This window comes from Paenibacillus farraposensis (assembly GCF_020736845.1).
In the GTDB taxonomy this organism is placed as follows: domain Bacteria; phylum Bacillota; class Bacilli; order Paenibacillales; family Paenibacillaceae; genus Paenibacillus; species Paenibacillus farraposensis.
In genome coordinates this window covers 219,810-239,993 of the sequence record NZ_JAFFQR010000112.1, presented here as the reverse complement: position 1 = coordinate 239,993, position 20,184 = coordinate 219,810, and the positions used below count along the sequence as shown (strand labels likewise).

Sequence of the window (20,184 nt, the reverse complement as noted above, 5' to 3'; positions counted from 1 at the left end):
TCGTTGCCGAAATCTATTATAATCTTTTATAAAAGACATTGTCCAATTTGAATAAGGTGGAGACACCAATGAAGGAAGGATTGCCTTGATTTTTTTACGTTATGAGAACTGGAAAAGTTATTTGCGTTTTTACCCGGTAACCTGTCTGATTTTGCTCATCAATATTGCGATGTTTATTGTGCTCACGGTACAGGGGGGATCGCAGAATAGCTTAACGCTGATCCGGTACGGTGCTCTGATCAATGAGACGCCTTTCTCGGATCAGTTATGGCGTTATGTGTCAGCCATCTTTTTACACGCGGGTTTCGATCATCTTTTGTTTAACTCCTTTGCGATTCTCGTTTTTGCTCCACCGTTGGAGCGCTTGCTGGGATCTCTTCGCTATGTGCTGCTGTATCTGGTCACAGGTGTCGTAGGAAACGTAATGTCCATCGCACATTACAATATGCTAGCCGAAACGACCATCTCTGTAGGAGCCTCAGGGGCGATATATGGTATTTATGGTGCGTTTTTGTACGTTGCCCTGTTTCAACGAGCACTCATGGATGACGCCTCGCGCAAAACGCTGTATACACTGCTCGGGTTTGGTATCCTGTTTTCTTTCGCTGTAGCGAACATTAACTGGACCGCTCACTTTGGCGGCTTGCTCAGTGGATTTTTCCTGTATGGATTGATGATTAGATTAACAAGTCAACGCAAACGTCACTAAAGAAAGCTTTACCTAAGTCAGCAGGGGAATAAGAAGAAGGTGCCCAAGAACATCTTCTTCCGGATGTTGAAAAACAGATTGGAGCGAATATCGGAGTGGAATTACGACAGTTGCAATACTTTATGAAAGTAGCGCAAAAAGAACATGTCACTCAGGCAGCTGAGGAGCTGCATGTGGCGCAATCAGCGGTTAGTCGGCAAATTCATCAGCTGGAAGAGGAGCTGGGGGTTAACCTTTTTATGCAAAAAGGCCGCAATTTGCAGCTTACACCGGTGGGACAGCTATTTTGCAAACGGGTTGAATCGATTATGAAGGATTTGGAACAGGCTGTTTTGGAAGTGCATGAGTTTTTGGACCCGGAAAGAGGCGAAATTCGTATTGGCTTTCCACACAGCTTGGGGATTCATCTTATTCCTACGGTGGTAGCTGAGTTTCGAAAGAAGTATCCCAATGTTAAATTCCGATTTAAACAGGGGATGTATCCAAGCTTGATTCGTGACGTATCAGCGGGTGAGGTGGATTTGGCTTTTGTATCTCCTTTTCCAGAGCGTCATGATCATGTTGAGGGGGATGTGGTACTGACCGAGGAGCTGTTCGCGGTCCTGCCGCCTAATCATTCTCTGGCTACAGCTGAACATATCAGGTTGGATCAGCTTAAAGGGGAAAAGTTTATCCTGTTCAGAGACGGATATTCACTTCGTCCGATTGTTTGGCAGGCTTGTCTAGAGGCCGGATTTACACCGGATATCGCCTTTGAAGGCGAAGAGACGGATACGATTCGCGGATTGGTTGCAGCCGGTATGGGGGTCAGTCTTTTGCCTGAAATGGCTTTATTTCAGACCAATCCGCTTCAGCCGGCAAGGGTGTCAATCGTTGATCCGGAGGTAACGAGAACGATTGGCCTAATTCACCGCAGAGATGACAAGCTTCCGTTGGTAGCCAAATCGTTTCGTACTTTTTTGCTGCAATATTTTGGTCTTCAGAGCAGTGCAGTTGCTGCAAAAGGAAGTATGAAGATAGAATGAACGGGAGCTAATATATGGCATTGGCATAGATAGAAAAAAGGCTGTTCCTCTACCACCACAATGATGAGGGAACAGCCTTTTTTTGTAATAAATGGATTAGTCGCGGCTGTTAAAAATTCCAATCAACCGGATCAGTTCGAGCAAGGAAACGAGAGCGGCGGCCACATAGGTCAATGCAGCGGCGTTCAATACTTTGGCAACACCTCGTTCCTCATCCCTGTGGATAAAGCCTTCGGAAACCATAATATCACGGGCACGGTTGGATGCATTAAATTCGACCGGCAATGTAATTAATTGAAAAGCAACGGTAGCCGAGAAAAAGATGATGCCTAGACCGATCAGGTTCGTGAAGCTGAACAACAAACCGATAATCAGCAGAAACGGTGCAATACCTGATGCAAAGTTGACGAGCGGGAAAATGCGATGACGCAAAGTCAGCATAGGATAATGCTCTTTATGCTGAATCGCATGGCCGACCTCGTGACAAGCTACAGCGACCGCGGAAATGGATTTTTCATAATACACCGGCTCGGACAGGCGTACAACTCGATGGATCGGATCATAATGATCCGACAATGCACCGGGTACCGGTTCAATAGGAACGTCATGCAAACCGTTGCGATCCAGCATGTGCCGGGCGGCGTCATAACCTGTCATACCATTTTCATTGGGCACATCAGACCACCTGTTAAAAGTACCTTTTACACGAAATTGCGCCCATAAGGACAAAACGAACGCAAGAATGATTAATATATACAACCCCATCATATAGCAACCCTCCATTATTGTTTCATTATACAGCCCGGGAATCACATCATAGAACTATGCTCCAGCAAATACTTTAGAGCTTCGATACAAGCGGCGCTTTGCGGGAGTATGCCAGTAAGCAATTTACGCGCTTGAACGGGCTTGAGTTGCCTCAGTAGAGGCTGCAGCTCATGGAGTTCACGCGCCAGGCGCTGCATATGCATCTCCAGACTTGTCAGCTTGTCGGTGACTTGATCGTCGCCTGCAACCGAGTTCCATTTAATCAATGTCTGTCTGATTTCCTCAAGGCTATACTTCTCTTGTTTCATTTGGTTAATACGTTCAAGTCTTTTTAAGGTTTCATCATTATAAAGCCGATAATTTTTCAATGATCGTTCTTCAGGTGTGATCAAACCGAGCTTTGTATAGTAATCAATGGTTCGTTCGCTGACACCCGCGGCCTTGGCTAGTTCGCCAATTCGATACAGCTTCGTATCCCCATCTGCCCTCACCTCGCGTTCTTCATTCAACCTTCAATATATCGTCTGCAGACCGAGTGTTTAATAAGTATATTTTACATGATTTTTAACCATACAGTCAAACGTCATGCTTTTTCTAGAGCCAAAACATACTACCTTTTTGGTAAGTAAATATGACATGAAAGGCTCGTGGCCAACTTTTTTTAACATAATAAAAAAAAATCTTGTCAACATTTATGTGTTCTGCTTATAATGACAATAAGATTTTCATATTATGTAAAGAAATATAACATCCGAGGGAGTGGACTTCATGAGAAAAAAGTGGTTAGTTGCATTATTGGCCATGGTGACGGTACTGGCTTTTCCGGTGGGTGCATTCGCTGCTGACGGTCCGACAAATATTCAGCTTCAAGCAGGCTTAAACACGGTATTTACCTTCTTGGCATTTATCCTTGTGTTCTTCATGCAAGCGGGGTTTGCATTGCTGGAGGCCGGCTCGACACGAATGAAGAATGCGGGGCATGTTGCTGGTAAAACGATCCTTACCACAGGTGTTGCGGCTTTGTCCTTCTGGGCTCTAGGATTTGGACTCGGCTTTGGCAACGATGGCGGCAACGGATTTATGGGATTGACGGGTTTCTTCATGAGCGGGACCGATGCTGGAGCATCGTTTGATTCTCTTTCAGCTCTGGATGTACCGGTTACCATTATGTTTTTGTTTCATTTTGCTTTTGCTTCGGTATCTCTTTCGATCGCATGTGGAGGAATGGCAGAGCGTGCAAAATTAAGTGTATACATTATTTTCGGGATTTTGTTCTCTATCGTGATCTATCCGGTTGTAGCTCACTGGGTATGGGGCGGAGGATGGCTTGGTAAACTGGGTATGCAGGATTATGCCGGTTCAACGGTAGTCCATCTGACAGGCGCCACGGCAGCGCTCGTCGCTACATTGCTGCTCAAACCGCGTTTGGGCAAGTTTAATAAGGAAGGTAAGCCAAATAGCATTCCAGGTCATAATCAGGTGTATTCTATTCTGGGTGTTATTATTCTCTGGTTTGGCTGGTTTGGATTTAACCCGGGCAGTGCGGTATCGGCTATGAATGACGGATTTTTCGGATATGTGGCGTTGACTACAAATATTGCAGCTGCGGCGGGCGGGGTTTTCGCTTTGCTCGTATCCTGGATGGTATATGGAAAAGCAGATATTCCTGCGATGCTGAATGGCGTGCTGGCAGCTTTGGTGGCTATTACAGGTTCATGTGCCTTTGTAGCTCCTTGGGCAGCGCTGGTTATCGGTGCAGTAGCAGGGATCGTCACTTTCTTTACAGCACAATGGTTTGAGCGCGCAAGAGTAGATGATCCGGTGTATGCTTTTTCTGTACATGGTATTGCAGGGATGTGGGGTGCAGTATCGACAGGGTTGTTCGCTACTCCTGAGCTTGTAAAAGTAACAGGTGTAGGTCAAGCAGGGCTATTCTATGGTGGCGGACTTACGCAACTGGGAGTGCAACTGCTCGGTCTGGTTGGTACATTTGCCTTTGTGTTCGTCATTTCATTCATTATTCTGGGTGGAATGAAAGCGATTATGGGTATTCGCGTTACAGAAGAGGAAGAAACGATGGGACTGGACATCAGTGAACACGGTACGTACGGCTATCCGGAACAAATGAAGCTGGTTGCCGAGGCTGAAAAGCGTTCTGGAATTGCAAACTAAGATGTAAATTATAGAGAGCCAGTATGAAGAGCGGAGGAGATGGTTATATGGAACTGCAAAATGTGGCCCCGTGGGCGAGTTCCGCCGGAGAGATTGATCATGCAGACACGCCTGAATCGCTAAGGCAGGCCAGGGTCGATTCTCAAAAATGGCTGTTGGCTTCCCGAGCCTCCGATCCGTTATCAGACTGGTTGCAAACGGCGAATGAAATGCATGACCGCATCGCGGCCAAAGCTGTACAAATATGCGAAAAAGGGATGGTTGAGGATGGCTTCGGCCTCCCTCCCGTCCCTTATGCATTTATAGCCTTCGGAAGCATGGGGCGCTTGGAATCGACTCTGTGGAGTGACCAGGATAACGGTATGATCATCAGCGATGTTGCATCTGCGGATAAGGAATTGTATTTTAGAGAGCTTGGTTGCAGACTGTCTGCGATGCTGGAGTATCTGGGATATCCCAAATGCGAGGGGAAAGTGATGTGTTCGGAGCTGTTGTGGCGCCGCACATTGTCTGATTGGCGGGATCAGTTGACGAAATGGTCGGATGATTTTGCCTGGGAGCCGATCCGTTATCTGATCATCTCGTCTGACATGCGGCATATTGCCGGTGATGCACAATTATCCTCTGAATGGAAATGCAGCTTTTATGAGTTGTTCCGAAAACACCCCGATTTGCCTTTAGCGGTACTCAGGAACACAGTGAGGCATAAAGCGACACTTAACATTTTAGGTCAGATTGTTACCGAGCGCTTCGGAGAGCATGCGGGCGATTTTGATGTGAAATACGGGTTGTATATTCCGCTGGTAAATGTAGTGCGGTTTCTCGCGTTGCAGCACGGAGTGGAGGAAACCTCTACGCTGAAAAGGCTCAGGCACCTGGCGCTATTGGAGGCTGCACCGCTTCCTTTGCTGGATGCCTGCGAGCGGGCTTTTCGGACTGCGCTTCGGCTGCGTATGGCTACTCCAGTGCAGGAGAGGGACGGATTGCTGGTCAGCAACAGCTATCTGGCTGTCAAGCCATTGAAGCAAGGCAAGGGCTGGCATGAGCTGCGCGAGGCTCTTTCAACGGTGCGGCGGCTCCATCGTGCGTTGCAAAGACAGCTTCGATTCATGGAAGGGAGAAGATCATGAAAAAACCGGCGCAGGGGGGCGGCTTTTGGGGCGCTCTTCGCAGAGGGGGAGTGCCGTCTGCCATCGCTTCTGTAATGGGAGCTCCTACGGCTCAGCAGATGGCGTTTATTCGCTCCTTAACCCGGGAGCAACGGCGCTCTGAAGTATTGCGGACCCCGCTGGAGCGTTTGGAGACGGTTGTTTTTGATCTGGAGACGACGGGATTTTCTGCACAGCATGGAGATGAGATTTTATCATTCGGAGCGATTCGGGTAGTTGGGGATACGATTATGGAAAAAGAGCAGTTTTATACGCTCGTCAATCCGCGTACAGTGATTCCCGAGCATATTACAGAGCTAACCGGGATTACCCGGGAAATGACCGACAAGGCTCCGCCGCTGATGAATGGACTGCACGATTTTATGTCCTTTGTAGGTGGTCGTGTGCTTGTAGCGCATGCCAGCGCGCATGATAAGGCCTTTTTGAATGCCGCTTTATGGAAAACGTCCAAAGTTCAGCTGACGCACCGTGTTCTGGATACGATGATGCTTGCCAAGTGGCTGGAGCCACAGCAGCACCAGACGTATAGCCTCGATGAATTGCTGACCCATCAATGCATTCTGATTGAGGGGCGGCATCATGCGCTGGAGGACGCTAAAATGACAGCCAAGCTGTGGGTGGCATATGTGCAGGAAATGCTTAAACGTAACGTAACTAATTTGGCTGATATTTATGCACATCTAAGTCATGCCTGACAGGGTACAAGGCATCAAGCTTCAGATTGCACTCAAAACAGCAGGTTCGCGATCATGCGCGGGTTTGCTGTTTTTTTTGTGCACATCGCAGATACGGAGGGTTAGAGTCGGGAGCAGGCTGGGTATCCTATGGGGAGGTTCAAGAGGACCGGAAGGAAAGACAGGTGATTAAAGGGTGAAAAAATTGGGTTTGATTATAAAAGTGACTTTGCTGCTTGCGGGAGCAGTAGTATGGGGAATTACTACCAGCATGGCCTATGCATCAAGCGTGCCCGATAAAAATGTACTGTTACAGGATGACTATACACATGAGGAGGGGATTGAAGCGAAGGTATTCGCAGAGGAGGTTGATTCAGGTGAGATAAAGGCGACCCCAAGGATAACACCCGGTCAACGGCTTCCAGCCATGATTCTAAAAGGTTTGGATGATAAGTCCTATGATGTAGGGGAGACACGCAATAAAGCACTTGTTATCAGCTTCTGGGCTTCATGGTGTGATCCGTGCCGTGTGGAAGCGCCGATGCTGAATGAGCTGTATCGCAAGTACAAACATGATGTGGATGTGTATGGGATCAATGTAACTCGCTATGACCGATTGGAGGATGTGCGGAAGTTCTCCCGCTCTTTGGGGCTGCAATTTCCAATATTGCTTGATGAGCAAGGAGCGTTGTTTGAACGGTTTGGGGGAGCTGCTTTTCCGACACATGTATTGGTTGATCCTCATGGACAGGTACACGAAATCATCATCGGTATGTTAAATGAGCAGGAATTGGAACGTAAATTACAGATGCTGCAAAAAAAGAAGGTGTCTTTGAGGTCCAAGAACCCATAAAGACACCTTCTAAAATCATGCCGTCACCTGATTAATGGTTAACTAATCCCTGGTGAGTAGGCTCTGTCTGCTCATTTTTAGGAGCCGGCACTTCGAGCAGCGCATAACGGAAACTATCCAAGAGAGCTTCCCAGCTAGCTTCAATAACATTTTCGGATACGCCTACGTTACTCCAGACATCTTCAAAATTTTTGGATTCTATAAGTACCCGCACTTTGGCGGCAGTGGCATCTTTTTCATCCAGTACACGTACCTTGTAGTCTGCCAGATGCATATCCTGCAAAGCAGGGAAATATTGGGAAAGTGCCTTGCGAAGTGCATTATCGAGCGCATTGACAGGGCCGTTTCCTTCAGCAGCGGTATAAACACTCGTCCCTGCCACATTCAGCTTCAAGAATGCTTCGGATACAACCGGGCGGTCTGCGGCTTTTTCCACCAGCACCTTGAAGGACTCAAAGGAGAACATTTCCTTTATTTCACCGCCGGCTTCACGAATGAGCAATTCCAGCGAAGCATCGGCTCCTTCAAACTGGTAACCCTGATGCTCCAGTTCCTTGATGCGGCCAATAACGCCACGCGCTTCTTCACTGGAAGGATCGAGGGAGATGCCCAGTTCCTGGGCCTTGGACACAACGTTGCTTTGTCCAGCCAGCTCGGAAACCAGTACCCGCTGCTTGTTCCCTACGAGTTCAGGAGCGATATGCTCATAAGTTCGCGAGTCCCGCATAATAGCTGATACATGGATACCGCCTTTATGGGCAAAAGCGGCATTGCCGATGTAAGGCTGGTTCACAGGCATATTGACGTTCGCAATTTCGCTAACAAAGCGGGCTGTATTGTAGAGCTGCTTTAGCTTGATATCACCCAGGAAGTCGTAGCCGAGCTTGAGCTGCAAATTCGGAATGACAGAGCACAGATTGGCATTGCCACATCGTTCACCATATCCGTTGATGGTACCCTGCACCTGTCTTGCGCCTGCCTGAACTGCACTAAGCGTGTTGGCTACAGCCAATTCACAGTCATTGTGCGTATGAATACCCAGCTGTGATCTAGTCAGTTGGCTATGGAGTGTAGAGACAATCTCATGTACCTCATGCGGCATGGTGCCGCCGTTTGTATCGCACATCACGAGCCAGTCCGCACCCGCTTCTTCCGCTTTTTTCAAGACGGCGAGCGCATAATCGGGGTTGTTTTTATACCCGTCAAAAAAGTGCTCGGCATCAAAAATAACCTCCATGCCTCCTTGTTTTAAAAAGGCGATGGAATCATAAATCATGGACAAATTTTCCTCCAATGTCGTCTGCAAAGCAGTGTGTACATGGAAATCCCATGATTTACCTACCAGTGTAGCAGCCTGGGCACCGGATTCCAGAATCCGCTGCAGATTGACATCCTGTGCTGCGATGCTGTCTTTTCGGCGCGTACTGCCGAAGGCGACAATTTTGGCCTTAAGTCCAAGCTCTTGCACCCGTTTGAAAAATTCGATATCTTTGCTGTTGCTCCCGGGAATCCCGCCTTCAATATAATGAACACCAAGATCATCGAGTTTTTTGGCGATTTTCAATTTGTCGTCAGCAGACAAGCTAATTCCTTCTCCTTGAGTACCGTCTCGCAGCGTTGTATCAAAAATCGAAATAGAGGTGGACATGAGGGACTCCTCCTTTGCGGATTGCTCAGATTAATGAAACTTTGCTCTTTTAAGCAGATCTATTTAATTGATTAACGCTTAAAAACAGAAAAGCGTCAGCTTGCCTTGCTCGTATGATTCTCGATTATATCAACTTATGACTTTAAATGTAATATATAATTATCATTTTGTGGCCGCAAAGTCTTTAATCTCATGTAAAATAGGGATAGTATCTAGAATCAAAAATAAAACCAAGGGGCATATTCCCGTGAGAGCGGGCGAATTTTACAGTTAAAAGAAGGGTTGAGCGTGAAAGATGTCAGTGCTTATTATCCGGCCGATGGACGAGTTATTTTGCATGTAGATATGAATGCTTTTTATTGTTCCGTCCATGCAGCGGAGGAGCCGGAAAAATATACGGGATTGCCTACTGCCGTGGCCGGCAGCAGTGAGCTGCGCAGAGGTGTAATTGTAACCTGTTCCTACGAAGCCCGGCGCTTGGGGATTTCAACAGGGATGGTTGTCCAGCAGGCCCGCCGCATTTGTCCGCAGCTGATCGTTATACAGCCTGATTTTCACCTGTACCGCCGCTATTCCAAAGCATTTATGAGCATTGCATATTCGTATACGCCTATGTTGGAAGCAACTTCAATTGATGAATGTTATCTTGACATTACAGGCTCCAAGCAGTTTGGAACACCTTTGGAAATTGCGGAGGAAATCCAGCGCAGAATAAATGATGAGCTGGGCTTGCCCTGCTCGATCGGAGTGGCGCCCAACAAGCTGTTGGCGAAAATGGCCTCTGATCTGAAAAAACCGCGTGGGATATCGGTTTTACGGCTGCGTGATGTACCTGGCGTTTTATGGAATCTTCCTTGCAGTCAGTTGTTTGGAGTGGGGCACAAAACGGCAGATAAGCTTCGACAAATGAACATTCGCACCATCGGGCAATTGGCCAAGGCGGATGAACACATGCTAATTGGCGTATTTGGCGTGACTGGATCGTGGCTCAAATTGGCGGCTAACGGAGTTAATCATTCCCCAGTCAGCACAGAACGGGAGCCCAACAAGTCCATCGGTCACACGACTACCCTGCCTATGGATGCGGTGGAGCTGGAAGATGCTCAGCGGGTACTTCTTAATATTAGCGATCAGGTAGCCCGGAGGCTTCGACGACATGGAATGTTGGCAGGTGGCATTCAGCTGACGATCCGGACGCCGGAAATGAAGACCTTTACCCGTTCTCAGATGAGAAGCACCCCTACGGAAAGCGCTGAAGACATATATAAGGAAGCATGTGCGCTGTATCGCCGCCACTGGGGGGAGGGCAAGCCTGTACGCTTGCTGGGTATTACGCTGCAGCAGCTCATTCCGAAGGAGGAAGCGGCCGTTCAGCTGGATCTTTTTGATTATCAGGACCAGCCCAAGAAAGAAAGTTTATTGAAAGCAATGGATGCGCTGCGCGACAAATTTGGTGAAAATGCCATTGTGACAGCCGCGATGCTGGGGGATGATCCTTCTGTGCTTCTGCGCAATTCCAAGCTGCGCGGAACCTCGCTGCAAAGGGACAATTTGCCAGCTCCGGAATGAGTCCCTGGTGAATGGATAAAAAGTCTCGAAAGCTCGTACTATAAGTGTTTTTTGCGTTAAGGATAAAGGAAAATAATTTGTAATAATTTTGTGTTTGTATTAATATGTGAATAGAATACAAAAGCTGGTTTGTTTGATTGTATAGGAGGAAGAGAACAGTTATGGCTAAATACACCTGGGTAGAAAAAGATACATGCATTGCTTGCGGAGCCTGCGGCGCTACAGCACCGGACATTTATGATTATGATGATGAAGGTTTGGCTGAAGTGATCTTTGAGGGAGATGGAAACCAAGGCATCAAGGCAATCTCGGAAGACCTGTATGATGATATGCAGGATGCTTGCGATGGCTGCCCCACAGATTCCATCAAAGTGGCGGACGAGCCGTTCAATAAAGAAGGTTAAGTACAGGTCTCTTGGATCGGAACAGCATCGACAGCTACCTTCGCCGTATATCGGTGAAAGTATGCTGTCGATGCTGTTTTTTTAAAATTATAGAATGGGTTCAGCGAGGCTGTACTATTCTATAATCGCAAGAAAAACTTCCGCTTGCGCTGTCTGGCTTCCGTGAAAATACGTCGATAGACGTTTTTCTTATGTGCTGTCCATCTGGCCCGTTTTGACCGATATTACATAATAGGCAAGTATGCAAGATTACACGATCAGGAGGATATAATGGACCGTTCGCCGCATCTTAAATCGTATGTAAAAAAGCATCCTGATAATAAAATGGCCTGGTATTTACTCGGTAAAGAGTATGAAAGCAGCGGTCAGGAGGGTAAAGCAAATTATTGCTTCAATCGCGCGGGGGAAGTGTTCGAAGCCTTCGAGCATAAACAGATTCCGGCAGACGTATGGATGGAATATCAGGAAAAACTGGTTCAGATGTCCAAGGAGAGGGAGCGGCGATCGGCCCGAAGACGTTATCTGTTAACTGCGCTTATGGTAATTTTGCTCATGTGGGTCCCCTCAGCCAACGCGCCGAAGCATTCAAACGAGAACGCATTCGTTGCATCCGAAACCGGGCGTTCCGCAGTCGATAGTAGCGTGGAAGTGTCGAGTGCTGATCCAAAGGAGACAGCTCCGATCGACATGACGAATGCTAATGGCGTGTTTACGGCCCAAGCCCGAAAAGGGAGTGGAGCTGGCACGGCGCTTGCTGAAATGCTGGCAAAGACCAATCGTCTGCCGTTCAAAACCACTGTGCTGGGCATGGAGCAAAGCGGATCATGGTTACTTTGGAGAGAAGGAATGCAGCCCTTGCTTCGTGTACAGAACCAAGGTAACGGCGGATTAGCTGTTCAGTCTTATGACGCCGCTGCGTGCGCTTGCAAGCCGTCTGACAGGGAAAAGCTTCGCAAGGCAGGTCTGGAATGGGCCGCCGGCCAGGAAGAACTGGCTGTTATGAATAGCTCCATGCGTGCTTTTCGTTCGCAGCATCAACGTCTTCCCCGGAGTCTGGATGAGCTGACCCGAGATTTTCCCGATAACACCATGTACGGTACGACGGGAGGGATAAAGAAGGCTTTTATGCCTATGCGCAATTTGCTTGCTTCTCCGGGACAGGAGGCAGAAGAGCAAACCGGCTCCGCGGCTGAAAACAGTCCTTTGCTGGCATCGTCACTGCATGGACGGCCTTATCTGGGCCAGCCGCTGCGGATTGTAGTAGACAAATCCAGGCACAGGCTCGGACTGGTGAGCGGCAACGTGCTAATCCGCAATTATCCTGTCGGATTAGGCGGGGAAAGGACACCGGAAGGGAAATTTGTAATTACTGATAAAGTGGTTAATCCGAACGGCAAATCGAACGGTGAGTTTGGCAGCCGTGGAATGCAGCTGTCTGCAACGAATTACGCTATCCATGGTACAAACGAGCCAAACAGCATCGGCAAAAACGAATCGTTGGGTTGCGTCCGTATGGGCAAGAAGGATGTAGAGGAATTGTTTGCTCTCGTACCTTCAGGTACCGAAGTAGTTATTGGTAACGGGGGATTGCCTGATCAGGTGCTTGTGCCCGGTACCCGATTTGCGAGTGAGCCGAAGCATGATCAGATGAATCCCCGCAAAACCTATCACTGGCTAAATTAGCCTCCTTGAAGCGGTAGCTGCTTGCTGTTAACGGGTCCCCGCTTGTGCCAATACAATGACCAGTGCAATGACAACGATGAGGAGAACAAAGCTGACGGCGGTCCATACAATCGCCTTCTTGTTCACCTCGTCCTTTTTCTTTTGCAGACTGGGCGTCCTACGCTTGGTCTTCATCAGCAATCCCTCTTTTCTGACGGGCTAAAAGCCTGTCTTACTAATGTCCATTGTAAATGGTTTGATTATACATTTTCAATGACATATCCATGACAGCTGAATTGTTCTGATGCCGAACCTCGCAAATTACTTTCTTTTTGGAATGGAAAAAGCTAAACTATTTTGTAGTGGTGTTTTTTAAGGACTGCGCAAGGCATAGAACGGAGTGGATGAAACGTGTTGTATCGAAGGATTGTGAAACCTGTTTTTTTCAAAATGAGCCCGGAGACGGCTCATCATGTAGTCATTGATGGTTTAAAGCATGCAGGGTCGCTTCCCGGCGGGGCAGCAATGCTGCGGGGGATGTACGGAGTCAAGGAAACGGAGGATCTTGCCGTCGATCTGTTTGGCATTCATTTTCCCAACCCAATTGGACTGGCTGCAGGATTGGATAAAAACGCCGAAGCGGTTGCCGGTTTTTCCTCGATCGGGTTTGGCTTTATGGAGGTAGGCACGGTGACACCTGTGGGACAGCCCGGAAATGACCGACCTCGCTTGTTCCGGCTGCCTCCGGATGAGGCATTGGTCAATCGGATGGGCTTTAACAACCTGGGTGCGGAGAGTATGGCCGAACGATTGGCTGCACTCAAGCATCGGCCTGTTCCGGTCGCTGTTAATATTGGCAAAAACAAAATTACACCCAATGAGGATGCACACAAGGATTATGAAAAGTGTATTTCCACATTATATCCGTATGCGGACTTCTTTGTGGTGAATATTAGCTCACCGAATACACCGGATTTACGAAAGCTTCAGCACGGCAGTGAGCTGAAATCATTGCTGGAAGCGGTTCGGGCAGAGATCAAAGTGCAGGCGGCCAAGTATGGCGCAGTCAAATCTGTGCTTGTTAAAATTGCGCCTGACGTGTCGGATGAGGAACTGGAATATATGACCGATGCGATTGCTGCCAGCGGAGTGGACGGGATCATTGCGACCAATACAACGATATCCCGGGCTGGCCTGACGCACCGAAATGCGAGCGAAACGGGAGGACTGAGCGGTAAGCCGCTACGTGACCGTTCCACAGAGGTCATCGGACGGGTATACCGCCAGACGGAGGGGAAACTGCCTATTATCGGATCGGGCGGCATTTTCACCAGTTGTGATGCTTATGACAAAATTAAAGCAGGCGCGAGCCTGATTGAAATTTATACATCATTGATCTACGAAGGGCCGGAAGTGAACCGGGCATTACATGCCGGTCTGCGTGAACTGCTTCGAAAGGACGGCTTTAGACATATAACCGAGGCTGTTGGTGCAGATCACAGATAAAAAATGTGGTGTCGGAAGAGACAGGAGGTACGGGGATGGACGGTAGAGACTGGGGAACATTTTTACTGCCTTACGATCAGGCGGTGGAGGAGCTTAAGGTCAAGTTCAAAACAATGCGCGCGGAGCTGAAAAAGCGCGAGGAATACGCTCCTATCGAATTCGTAACCGGACGGGTTAAAAAAATATCAAGCATTCTGAATAAAGCCAAGAGATTGCAGGTTCCTTCCGATCAGCTGGAGACGGGAATTGAGGACATTGCTGGTATCCGTATTATGTGTCAATTTGTGGAGGATATCCGGCGGGTAGCCGAGTATATTCGAGAACGCAAGGATTTGACCGTGTTGTATGAAAAGGACTATATCACCAACTATAAAAATAGCGGGTATCGTAGCTTTCATATGATTGTGGAATATCCGGTGCAGACAGCATTGGGGTTGAAAATTGTACTGGCAGAAATTCAGATTCGTACACTGGCTATGAACTTCTGGGCCACCATTGAGCATTCGCTAAGCTATAAGTATCGTGAAAGCCTGCCGGATGAAATACGGACACGGTTGAAAAAGGCAGCTGAGGCAGCCTTTGTATTAGATAATGAGATGTCCTCTATTCGCCTGGAAATTCTGGAAGCGCAGAGAAAATTTGAGGATGAGGCCAATATCATTTCCAAAGTGCTAACGGGAATGCACCGCTTGTATTTTTACCATAAAATCAGCGAAACGATCGATGCACAGCGCAGGTTCAATGAGCTGTGGGAGCAGCATGACATGGAAGGAATCAAGCAGCTTCACGATGAGGTTAAACAAATGCTGGAGTCCTCTAACAAGGAAGAAGACAGGGATGAATAGTAAATGGTGAACCCTTCCTATGAACCGTTATACGTGGCTTACCTGGTATACTTCAATCGGGATCGGGATTATTTTGAATGTCATGAGGCACTGGAAGAGCTATGGCTTAAGCTGGACCGTGACCCTGTATATAAAGGACTGCTGCAAGTAGCTGTAGGGCTGTATCATTTTCGCAATGGCAACTATCGTGGCGGGCATATGATGCTTGACAGTGCGGTACATAGGCTGGAGCATGCTCCTCCGCACGCGCTCGGCATTAATTTGGCAAAGCTGGTGAACGAGGCGCGTGCTTATGCCCGCCAGCTCGCCGAGTTTGTTGGCGCTGGTGTGGAACATCGTGGGCACCAGCCGCTGATTTATCGGGATTTGACGATTGAAATCGTCGAGCCCGGGTTGCGCCAGGCGGTGAAGGATGCGTCGTCGTCCATTCCGGCCAATATCCCGCAGCAGAGGGGCCCCCGGCGTGGGGAGAAGCATGCGCAGCGCCAGCAGGCGCTGGAAGCTTCAATCAGGCGCAGACAGGCTGCTGGCGGCTTTTCGCCTGGGACGAAGGACGCGACGTAATTCGAAGCGCGCCGAAATAAGCAAGCAGCCCGATCCATTTGCAGGAGGATCGGGCTGCTTTATCGTTCCGAAATGAACGAACGGTCCTTTAGGAGGTTACGTTCTTTTTGTATTTCTCAAAAAAAGCTTTGAAATCGTCAAGCGTAAAGCCGTTATCAGAAGGGTTCTCCTTCAAGCCGCCGACCATACGATCCTTTTCCACGCCTTTTTCGTAATAGACTAGCGTAGGCGTATATTCAATGTTGTACTTGTTCCAGCCGTCTTCATACTCGCGCAGATTAAACTCATGCATTGTGATATTCTCCTGCTTGCTCAAAGGCATCAGTTGAGGAGTAGTGGCGCGGCAATGAACACAGTCGGATGCGAAATGATAAACAAAAAAACTTTCCTTTTTGTCAATTTTGCTCTGCAGATCCTCTGGCTTAATAATTTGCTGATAGTTTGGATCATTCAGCAGTTCTTGAGTGGCAGGCTTTAAAGAAGCTGTGGGTACGCCATACAGCTTATTTTTAGTTCCGGAATTCAAAGCGAACAGCACTCCCAATAAAATGGCCAGTACAACAAAAAAGCCGATGACAGGGATAAGCTTTTTTTTGTTGGATTTTTGAGCGTTCAATGTAATCTCTCCTATCAAATTTCAAAATATGTAACTAGGAATCTCATTATTATACAACATTACAGACTGTAGTGAAAGTTTGCAAATTACATGAATATTGCGGTATCACGGGCTGATTATGGTACAATAAATTTTATTTTAACAGGACAGGATGATTGCGATTATGAGTGTACAGCTCCCTACAGCATTTGCGAAGCGCATGGAGCAACTGCTCGGTGATGAATTTGAAGCTTTTATGGCTGCTTATGATCATACGCCTCATGCGGGATTACGTGTCAACACGTTAAAAATTCCGGTGGAGGCGTTCAAGGCGATTTTGCCATTGGAGCTGCGGCCGATTCCATGGTGCAGCACTGGCTTTTATATTCCATACGGTATGAAGCCTGGCTTGCATCCTTACTATTTTGCCGGTTTGTATTATATACAGGAACCCAGTGCCATGTCTCCTGTAGAGCTTCTGAATGTAGCTCCGGGTGAAGCTGTATTGGACTTGTGTGCTGCACCGGGAGGGAAGTCGACCCAAATCGCTGCCAAGCTGCAAGGTAGCGGCGTTTTGGTAACGAATGATATTAATGCGGAACGAACCAAGCCGTTGGCCAAAAATGTGGAATTATGCGGGGTGCGTAATGCCGTGATCCTGAATGAAAGTCCGGAGCGCATCGCCGATGCTTTTCCCCATTTTTTTGACAAGATTTTAATTGACGCGCCATGCTCGGGAGAAGGCATGTTTCGCAAGGATGAGAACATGATCAAGCAATGGGAAACGCATTCCGTAGAAAAATGTGTGGTCATGCAGCGTGACATTTTACGTGTAGCGGCTTCGATGCTGGGGGAAGGGGGCAGGATTGTTTATTCGACCTGCACCTTCGCACCGGAGGAAAATGAGGGGATGATCGCGGAATTTCTGGTGGCGCATCCTGATTTTGAGGTTATGCCTGTGCCTGAGGAAGCGGGTTTTGCACCAGGGCACCCGGAATGGGTGAGTGAAGCGGTTGCGGCAGCCCACCCTGAACTGCGTGGAACAGCCCGTCTTTGGCCGCACCTTATAGAGGGCGAGGGGCATTTTATCGCGGTATTGCAGCATAAGGGCAATCGTGTCGCTACGGCAGCAGATCTTTGGGGAGCCGGGGCTTCAATTCAATCCGCCGATAAGGCTGAAAAGGCTTTGAATATAGGTGCGAAACGTTCGCCTACAAATCGGTATTCGTCTGCCGGGGGATCGTTAACCCGCAGCAAACTGAGCAGATATGACGCTGCCGAGCCAACACGAAGTAAAAAAGGAACAGACGGGAAGTTAGGTAAAGGAGCGAGCGCACGCGGCTTTGAGGGTAGTAAATTCCGTGCTGGCAAAGAGACCGCAAAATCGGCTGCACGTACATCGCATGATGTAACGGAATCTTATCGTCAGTTTGTACAAGAGCAACTGCAGGTGTCGCTTACTGGATACACGGTCGCCTATGGAGATCACATCTATCAGTCGCCGCTGGCCTCACATCGTTTGAAAGGCCTTAAAGTGGTGCGCGCGGGCTGGTATATGGGAACGGACAAGAACGGTCGATTTGTCCCATCGCATCCGCTGGCGGCAGCTTTGCGGCCATCTGAGGCGGTAAGAAGCATAAACCTCTCCAGTTCGGATGCTGAGGCTATCCGTTATCTAAAGGGTGAGACCTTATCTATCCCGGTTCAGCGAATCACACTGCAAAATGGGGCACAGCCCAAAGGTTATGCTCTGATATGCATTGACGGATATGCTGTCGGATGGGGGAAATGGCAGGACGGCATCCTCAAAAATGAATATCCATCAGGCTGGAGGTGGACATCAGCATGAGTGGAAAGGGCAGACAGACGCAGCGTCTGGACAAGGTGTTAACCCATATGGGATATGGTTCCCGGAGCGATATCAAGAAGCAGGTGAAACAAGGGACGATCACCGTGAACGGTCAAACCGTCAAAGATAGCGGCCTGCAGGTGCATCCTTACCATGATCAGATTGAAGTGAATGGGGAACGTGTTGATTTTCGGGAGCATATTTATATCATGCTGCACAAGCCGCCAGGTGTCATATCTGCCACCGAGGATCTGCGGGAACGAACGGTGCTGGATTTGCTTAGTGCAGAGGAGCGACATTTTGAGCCTTTTCCGGTAGGGAGACTGGATAAAGATACAGAAGGGCTGTTGCTGCTGACCAACGACGGCAAGCTGGCGCATGAACTGTTGTCCCCACGGCGTCATGTACCCAAAACGTACGAGGCTGTCGTATCGGGACATGTTACGGAAGAGGATGTCCATCACTTTGCTGCAGGAGTGGAGCTGGATGACGGTTATGTTACGCTTCCAGCCCAACTGACCATCCTTCGGCACGAATATCCGCAGCAGGCGGATAAAGAAGTGATTTCTTATATTTCCCTGGTGATCCATGAAGGGAAATTTCATCAGGTGAAGCGGATGTTCGAGGCGGTCGGTAAAAGGGTAACCTATTTAAAAAGAACGGCCATGGGCCCATTAAGGCTGGATGAACAGCTGCCGCTCGGTAGTTATCGTGAGCTGACCCAAGAGGAATTGGCATGGATCGGGCGGGATATGGAATCTGCAACGTCAGAGACTTAATGGCGATAAAATGAGTGACGCACAGGCTCTTATAAGAGCTCACTGTGCGTCATTTTATATTCACAGATAATGGATGGCGGGCGCGAATTATTGTGCGCGTGCGGTCCGGCTTTTTTTTACTTCTGCCGCTTTATAAGCTGTAACCTTGTTTTTACCGGTAGTTTTGGAGATGTACATCGCCTCATCGGCCTGATTGACCAGTTCCTCCGGAGTCATTTCCTTCTTGACTGTACTGTAGCCGACACTGATGGTTACAATGCTTTCCTCGGCGACCCGTTCACGAATACGTTCTGCAAGTTGCTCGACCTTGGCCCGTCGATCTACAACCATCGCGACCAGTTCCTCGCCGCCGTAACGTCCGGTCAGTCCGATTTCATCCAGCTCATCCTCCATAATCTGAGCGACCTGCTTCAGTACTTCATCGGCACGGGCGTGTCCCTGTGTATCATTCAGCTTTTTGAAATTATCGATATCACAAAAAATGACGGATACACGTATTCCCTGCTCCATGTATCGCCGCAATCGTCCCGAAAAGTATTTGCGGTTGTACAGCCCCGTCAGGCCATCTGTGATGGAAGAACGGTAAATCCTTTGCAGCAGCTCCACAATCCGTTCAAACAGGATGATAAACAGCGTGGTGTAATACAGCAAAGGCAAAAATGACATCCACAGCACTGTATTTTCCATACCTTCTCCAGCAGGGATGTCACCTCCCAGCCACAGATAGGCAAGCCAGAGCAAATACAGAAGTAGACTGGCTGAATATTTCTTGGGCTGTCCGATTCGCGGGAGAATGAATACGGCGCTTAGTATAAGCACCAATGCTCGATAAAACAGCGTAAATTCCACCAGCTTCGCTGTGCTGATCCAGGCGGGCAGTAAGCTCGCAGCCCAGGCAAGAACCGGCAATATCAATAACGCGCCCAGCACCAGCAGAGCCCATACTCCCGCACGTTTGAGCTTCCGGTAAAGCTGAAGTACGGCTGCGTTGATGAGCATGAAGGCAGACGCCTCCAGTGTGTTTTTCCACACAATCCAATGCAACTGCACCTGACCTCCACATGCCGAATAGAGATTCATGGCTTCATATGTCATAATAAAGATAGCGGCAACTGAAAAAAGAAGATAGGCTTTTTTTCGCTGTCTGCTATAAATGATTACGCACATAAGCGCCATCATGAGTATAATATACAAACCGCAGGCTGCACTTACGGCCTCGGCCAAAGATGGGAATCCCCATGTTCCCCTTAAGGACAACAACGTCACCGTCACCGACTCCATCTGTCTAGATAGTTTATCTATTGAACGGGAGATATCGTTCCGATACAATAGACAAGATTGATTCGATTTAAAATGTTATAATTTTCTTTTGAGCCTAACATTTATTTTCAAT

At 48.3% G+C, this 20,184-nt stretch carries 20 protein-coding genes; 14 read left to right on the top strand and 6 right to left on the bottom strand.

Going from position 1 to position 20,184, the window contains the following annotated elements; translation table 11 throughout:
- Positions 1-85: 85 nt before the first annotated feature.
- Both JO375_RS19610 and JO375_RS19605 read left to right on the top strand, forming a co-directional pair.
- Entirely contained in the window at positions 86-709 is a 624-nt protein-coding gene (locus tag JO375_RS19610; protein WP_229526042.1) for a rhomboid family intramembrane serine protease, read from the top strand.
- Between the two features lie 95 nt (positions 710-804).
- A complete protein-coding gene (locus JO375_RS19605) occupies positions 805-1,734 on the top strand; it encodes a LysR family transcriptional regulator (protein WP_229526041.1) in 930 nt (309 codons plus the stop codon).
- A 96-nt stretch (positions 1,735-1,830) separates the two neighbouring features.
- Here the strand turns inward: JO375_RS19605 and JO375_RS19600 are convergent, their stop codons facing one another.
- Positions 1,831-2,502: a zinc metallopeptidase gene (locus JO375_RS19600; RefSeq protein WP_229526040.1), complete on the bottom strand. Its 672-nt coding sequence runs from the start codon at positions 2,500-2,502 to the stop codon at positions 1,831-1,833.
- A gap of 41 nt (positions 2,503-2,543) precedes the next feature.
- Positions 2,544-3,011 carry a MerR family transcriptional regulator gene (locus JO375_RS19595; RefSeq protein WP_229526039.1) on the bottom strand — a complete coding sequence of 156 codons (468 nt, stop codon included), beginning with the start codon at positions 3,009-3,011 and terminating at the stop codon, positions 2,544-2,546.
- Between the two features lie 259 nt (positions 3,012-3,270).
- Here JO375_RS19595 and JO375_RS19590 point away from each other — a divergent pair, with 259 nt between their 5' ends.
- The 4 genes from JO375_RS19590 (at position 3,271) to JO375_RS19575 (ending at position 7,370) form a co-directional block, all read left to right on the top strand.
- Positions 3,271-4,674 carry an ammonium transporter gene (locus JO375_RS19590; RefSeq protein ID WP_229526038.1) on the top strand — a complete coding sequence of 468 codons (1,404 nt, stop codon included), beginning with the start codon at positions 3,271-3,273 and terminating at the stop codon, positions 4,672-4,674.
- Between the two features lie 47 nt (positions 4,675-4,721).
- Positions 4,722-5,804 carry a DUF294 nucleotidyltransferase-like domain-containing protein gene (locus tag JO375_RS19585; RefSeq protein WP_229526037.1) on the top strand — a complete coding sequence of 361 codons (1,083 nt, stop codon included), beginning with the start codon at positions 4,722-4,724 and terminating at the stop codon, positions 5,802-5,804.
- On the top strand, positions 5,801-6,538 hold the full coding sequence (locus JO375_RS19580) for an exonuclease domain-containing protein (protein WP_229526036.1): 738 nt from the start codon (positions 5,801-5,803) through the stop codon (positions 6,536-6,538). The genes JO375_RS19585 and JO375_RS19580 overlap by 4 nt, the downstream gene beginning before the upstream one ends.
- 175 nt (positions 6,539-6,713) lie before the next feature.
- On the top strand, positions 6,714-7,370 hold the full coding sequence (locus JO375_RS19575; protein WP_229526035.1) for a TlpA family protein disulfide reductase: 657 nt from the start codon (positions 6,714-6,716) through the stop codon (positions 7,368-7,370).
- Positions 7,371-7,401: 31 nt separating this feature from the next.
- On the opposite strand, the gene cimA is transcribed toward JO375_RS19575, so the two are convergent.
- Positions 7,402-9,018 (bottom strand): citramalate synthase, encoded by a 1,617-nt coding sequence (gene cimA, locus JO375_RS19570; RefSeq protein ID WP_229526034.1) that lies wholly within the window; start codon positions 9,016-9,018, stop codon positions 7,402-7,404.
- Between the two features lie 288 nt (positions 9,019-9,306).
- On the opposite strand from cimA, the gene JO375_RS19565 reads away from it, so the two are divergent.
- The 3 genes from JO375_RS19565 to JO375_RS19555 all read left to right on the top strand — a co-directional run bounded on the left by JO375_RS19565 (position 9,307) and on the right by JO375_RS19555 (position 12,674).
- Positions 9,307-10,587 (top strand): DNA polymerase IV, encoded by a 1,281-nt coding sequence (locus JO375_RS19565; RefSeq protein WP_229526033.1) that lies wholly within the window; start codon positions 9,307-9,309, stop codon positions 10,585-10,587.
- Positions 10,588-10,748: 161 nt separating this feature from the next.
- The gene (locus JO375_RS19560; RefSeq protein ID WP_229526032.1) at positions 10,749-10,991 is read left to right on the top strand and encodes a ferredoxin; all 243 of its coding nucleotides are present in this window, start codon (positions 10,749-10,751) and stop codon (positions 10,989-10,991) included.
- Positions 10,992-11,261: 270 nt separating this feature from the next.
- Entirely contained in the window at positions 11,262-12,674 is a 1,413-nt protein-coding gene (locus JO375_RS19555; RefSeq protein WP_229526031.1) for a L,D-transpeptidase, read from the top strand.
- Between the two features lie 27 nt (positions 12,675-12,701).
- On the opposite strand, the gene JO375_RS19550 is transcribed toward JO375_RS19555, so the two are convergent.
- Positions 12,702-12,848, bottom strand: coding sequence for a hypothetical protein (locus JO375_RS19550; protein ID WP_229526030.1), 147 nt, complete (start codon positions 12,846-12,848; stop codon positions 12,702-12,704).
- 216 nt (positions 12,849-13,064) lie between these two features.
- Here JO375_RS19550 and JO375_RS19545 point away from each other — a divergent pair, with 216 nt between their 5' ends.
- From JO375_RS19545 to JO375_RS19535, 3 genes are read left to right on the top strand one after another with little or no spacing between them, the layout of a single operon-like run.
- Entirely contained in the window at positions 13,065-14,159 is a 1,095-nt protein-coding gene (locus JO375_RS19545; RefSeq protein ID WP_229526029.1) for a quinone-dependent dihydroorotate dehydrogenase, read from the top strand.
- Between the two features lie 35 nt (positions 14,160-14,194).
- Positions 14,195-15,004, top strand: a complete 810-nt coding sequence (locus tag JO375_RS19540; RefSeq protein ID WP_229526028.1) for a GTP pyrophosphokinase — start codon at positions 14,195-14,197, stop codon at positions 15,002-15,004.
- A gap of 3 nt (positions 15,005-15,007) precedes the next feature.
- Complete coding sequence (locus JO375_RS19535; RefSeq protein WP_229526027.1) at positions 15,008-15,568, top strand: DUF309 domain-containing protein; 561 nt, start codon at positions 15,008-15,010, stop codon at positions 15,566-15,568.
- A gap of 88 nt (positions 15,569-15,656) precedes the next feature.
- On the opposite strand, the gene JO375_RS19530 is transcribed toward JO375_RS19535, so the two are convergent.
- On the bottom strand, positions 15,657-16,184 hold the full coding sequence (locus JO375_RS19530) for a thioredoxin family protein (RefSeq protein WP_229526026.1): 528 nt from the start codon (positions 16,182-16,184) through the stop codon (positions 15,657-15,659).
- Positions 16,185-16,347: 163 nt separating this feature from the next.
- Between JO375_RS19530 and JO375_RS19525 the strand changes: the two genes are divergently transcribed.
- Positions 16,348-18,012 (top strand): RsmB/NOP family class I SAM-dependent RNA methyltransferase, encoded by a 1,665-nt coding sequence (locus tag JO375_RS19525; protein WP_229526025.1) that lies wholly within the window; start codon positions 16,348-16,350, stop codon positions 18,010-18,012.
- The gene (locus JO375_RS19520; protein ID WP_229526024.1) at positions 18,009-18,791 is read left to right on the top strand and encodes a pseudouridine synthase; all 783 of its coding nucleotides are present in this window, start codon (positions 18,009-18,011) and stop codon (positions 18,789-18,791) included. Before JO375_RS19525 ends, JO375_RS19520 begins: the two co-directional genes overlap by 4 nt.
- A gap of 87 nt (positions 18,792-18,878) precedes the next feature.
- Here JO375_RS19520 and JO375_RS19515 read toward each other — a convergent pair whose 3' ends face one another.
- Entirely contained in the window at positions 18,879-20,072 is a 1,194-nt protein-coding gene (locus JO375_RS19515; RefSeq protein WP_229526882.1) for a GGDEF domain-containing protein, read from the bottom strand.
- Between the last annotated feature and the right edge of the window lie 112 nt (positions 20,073-20,184).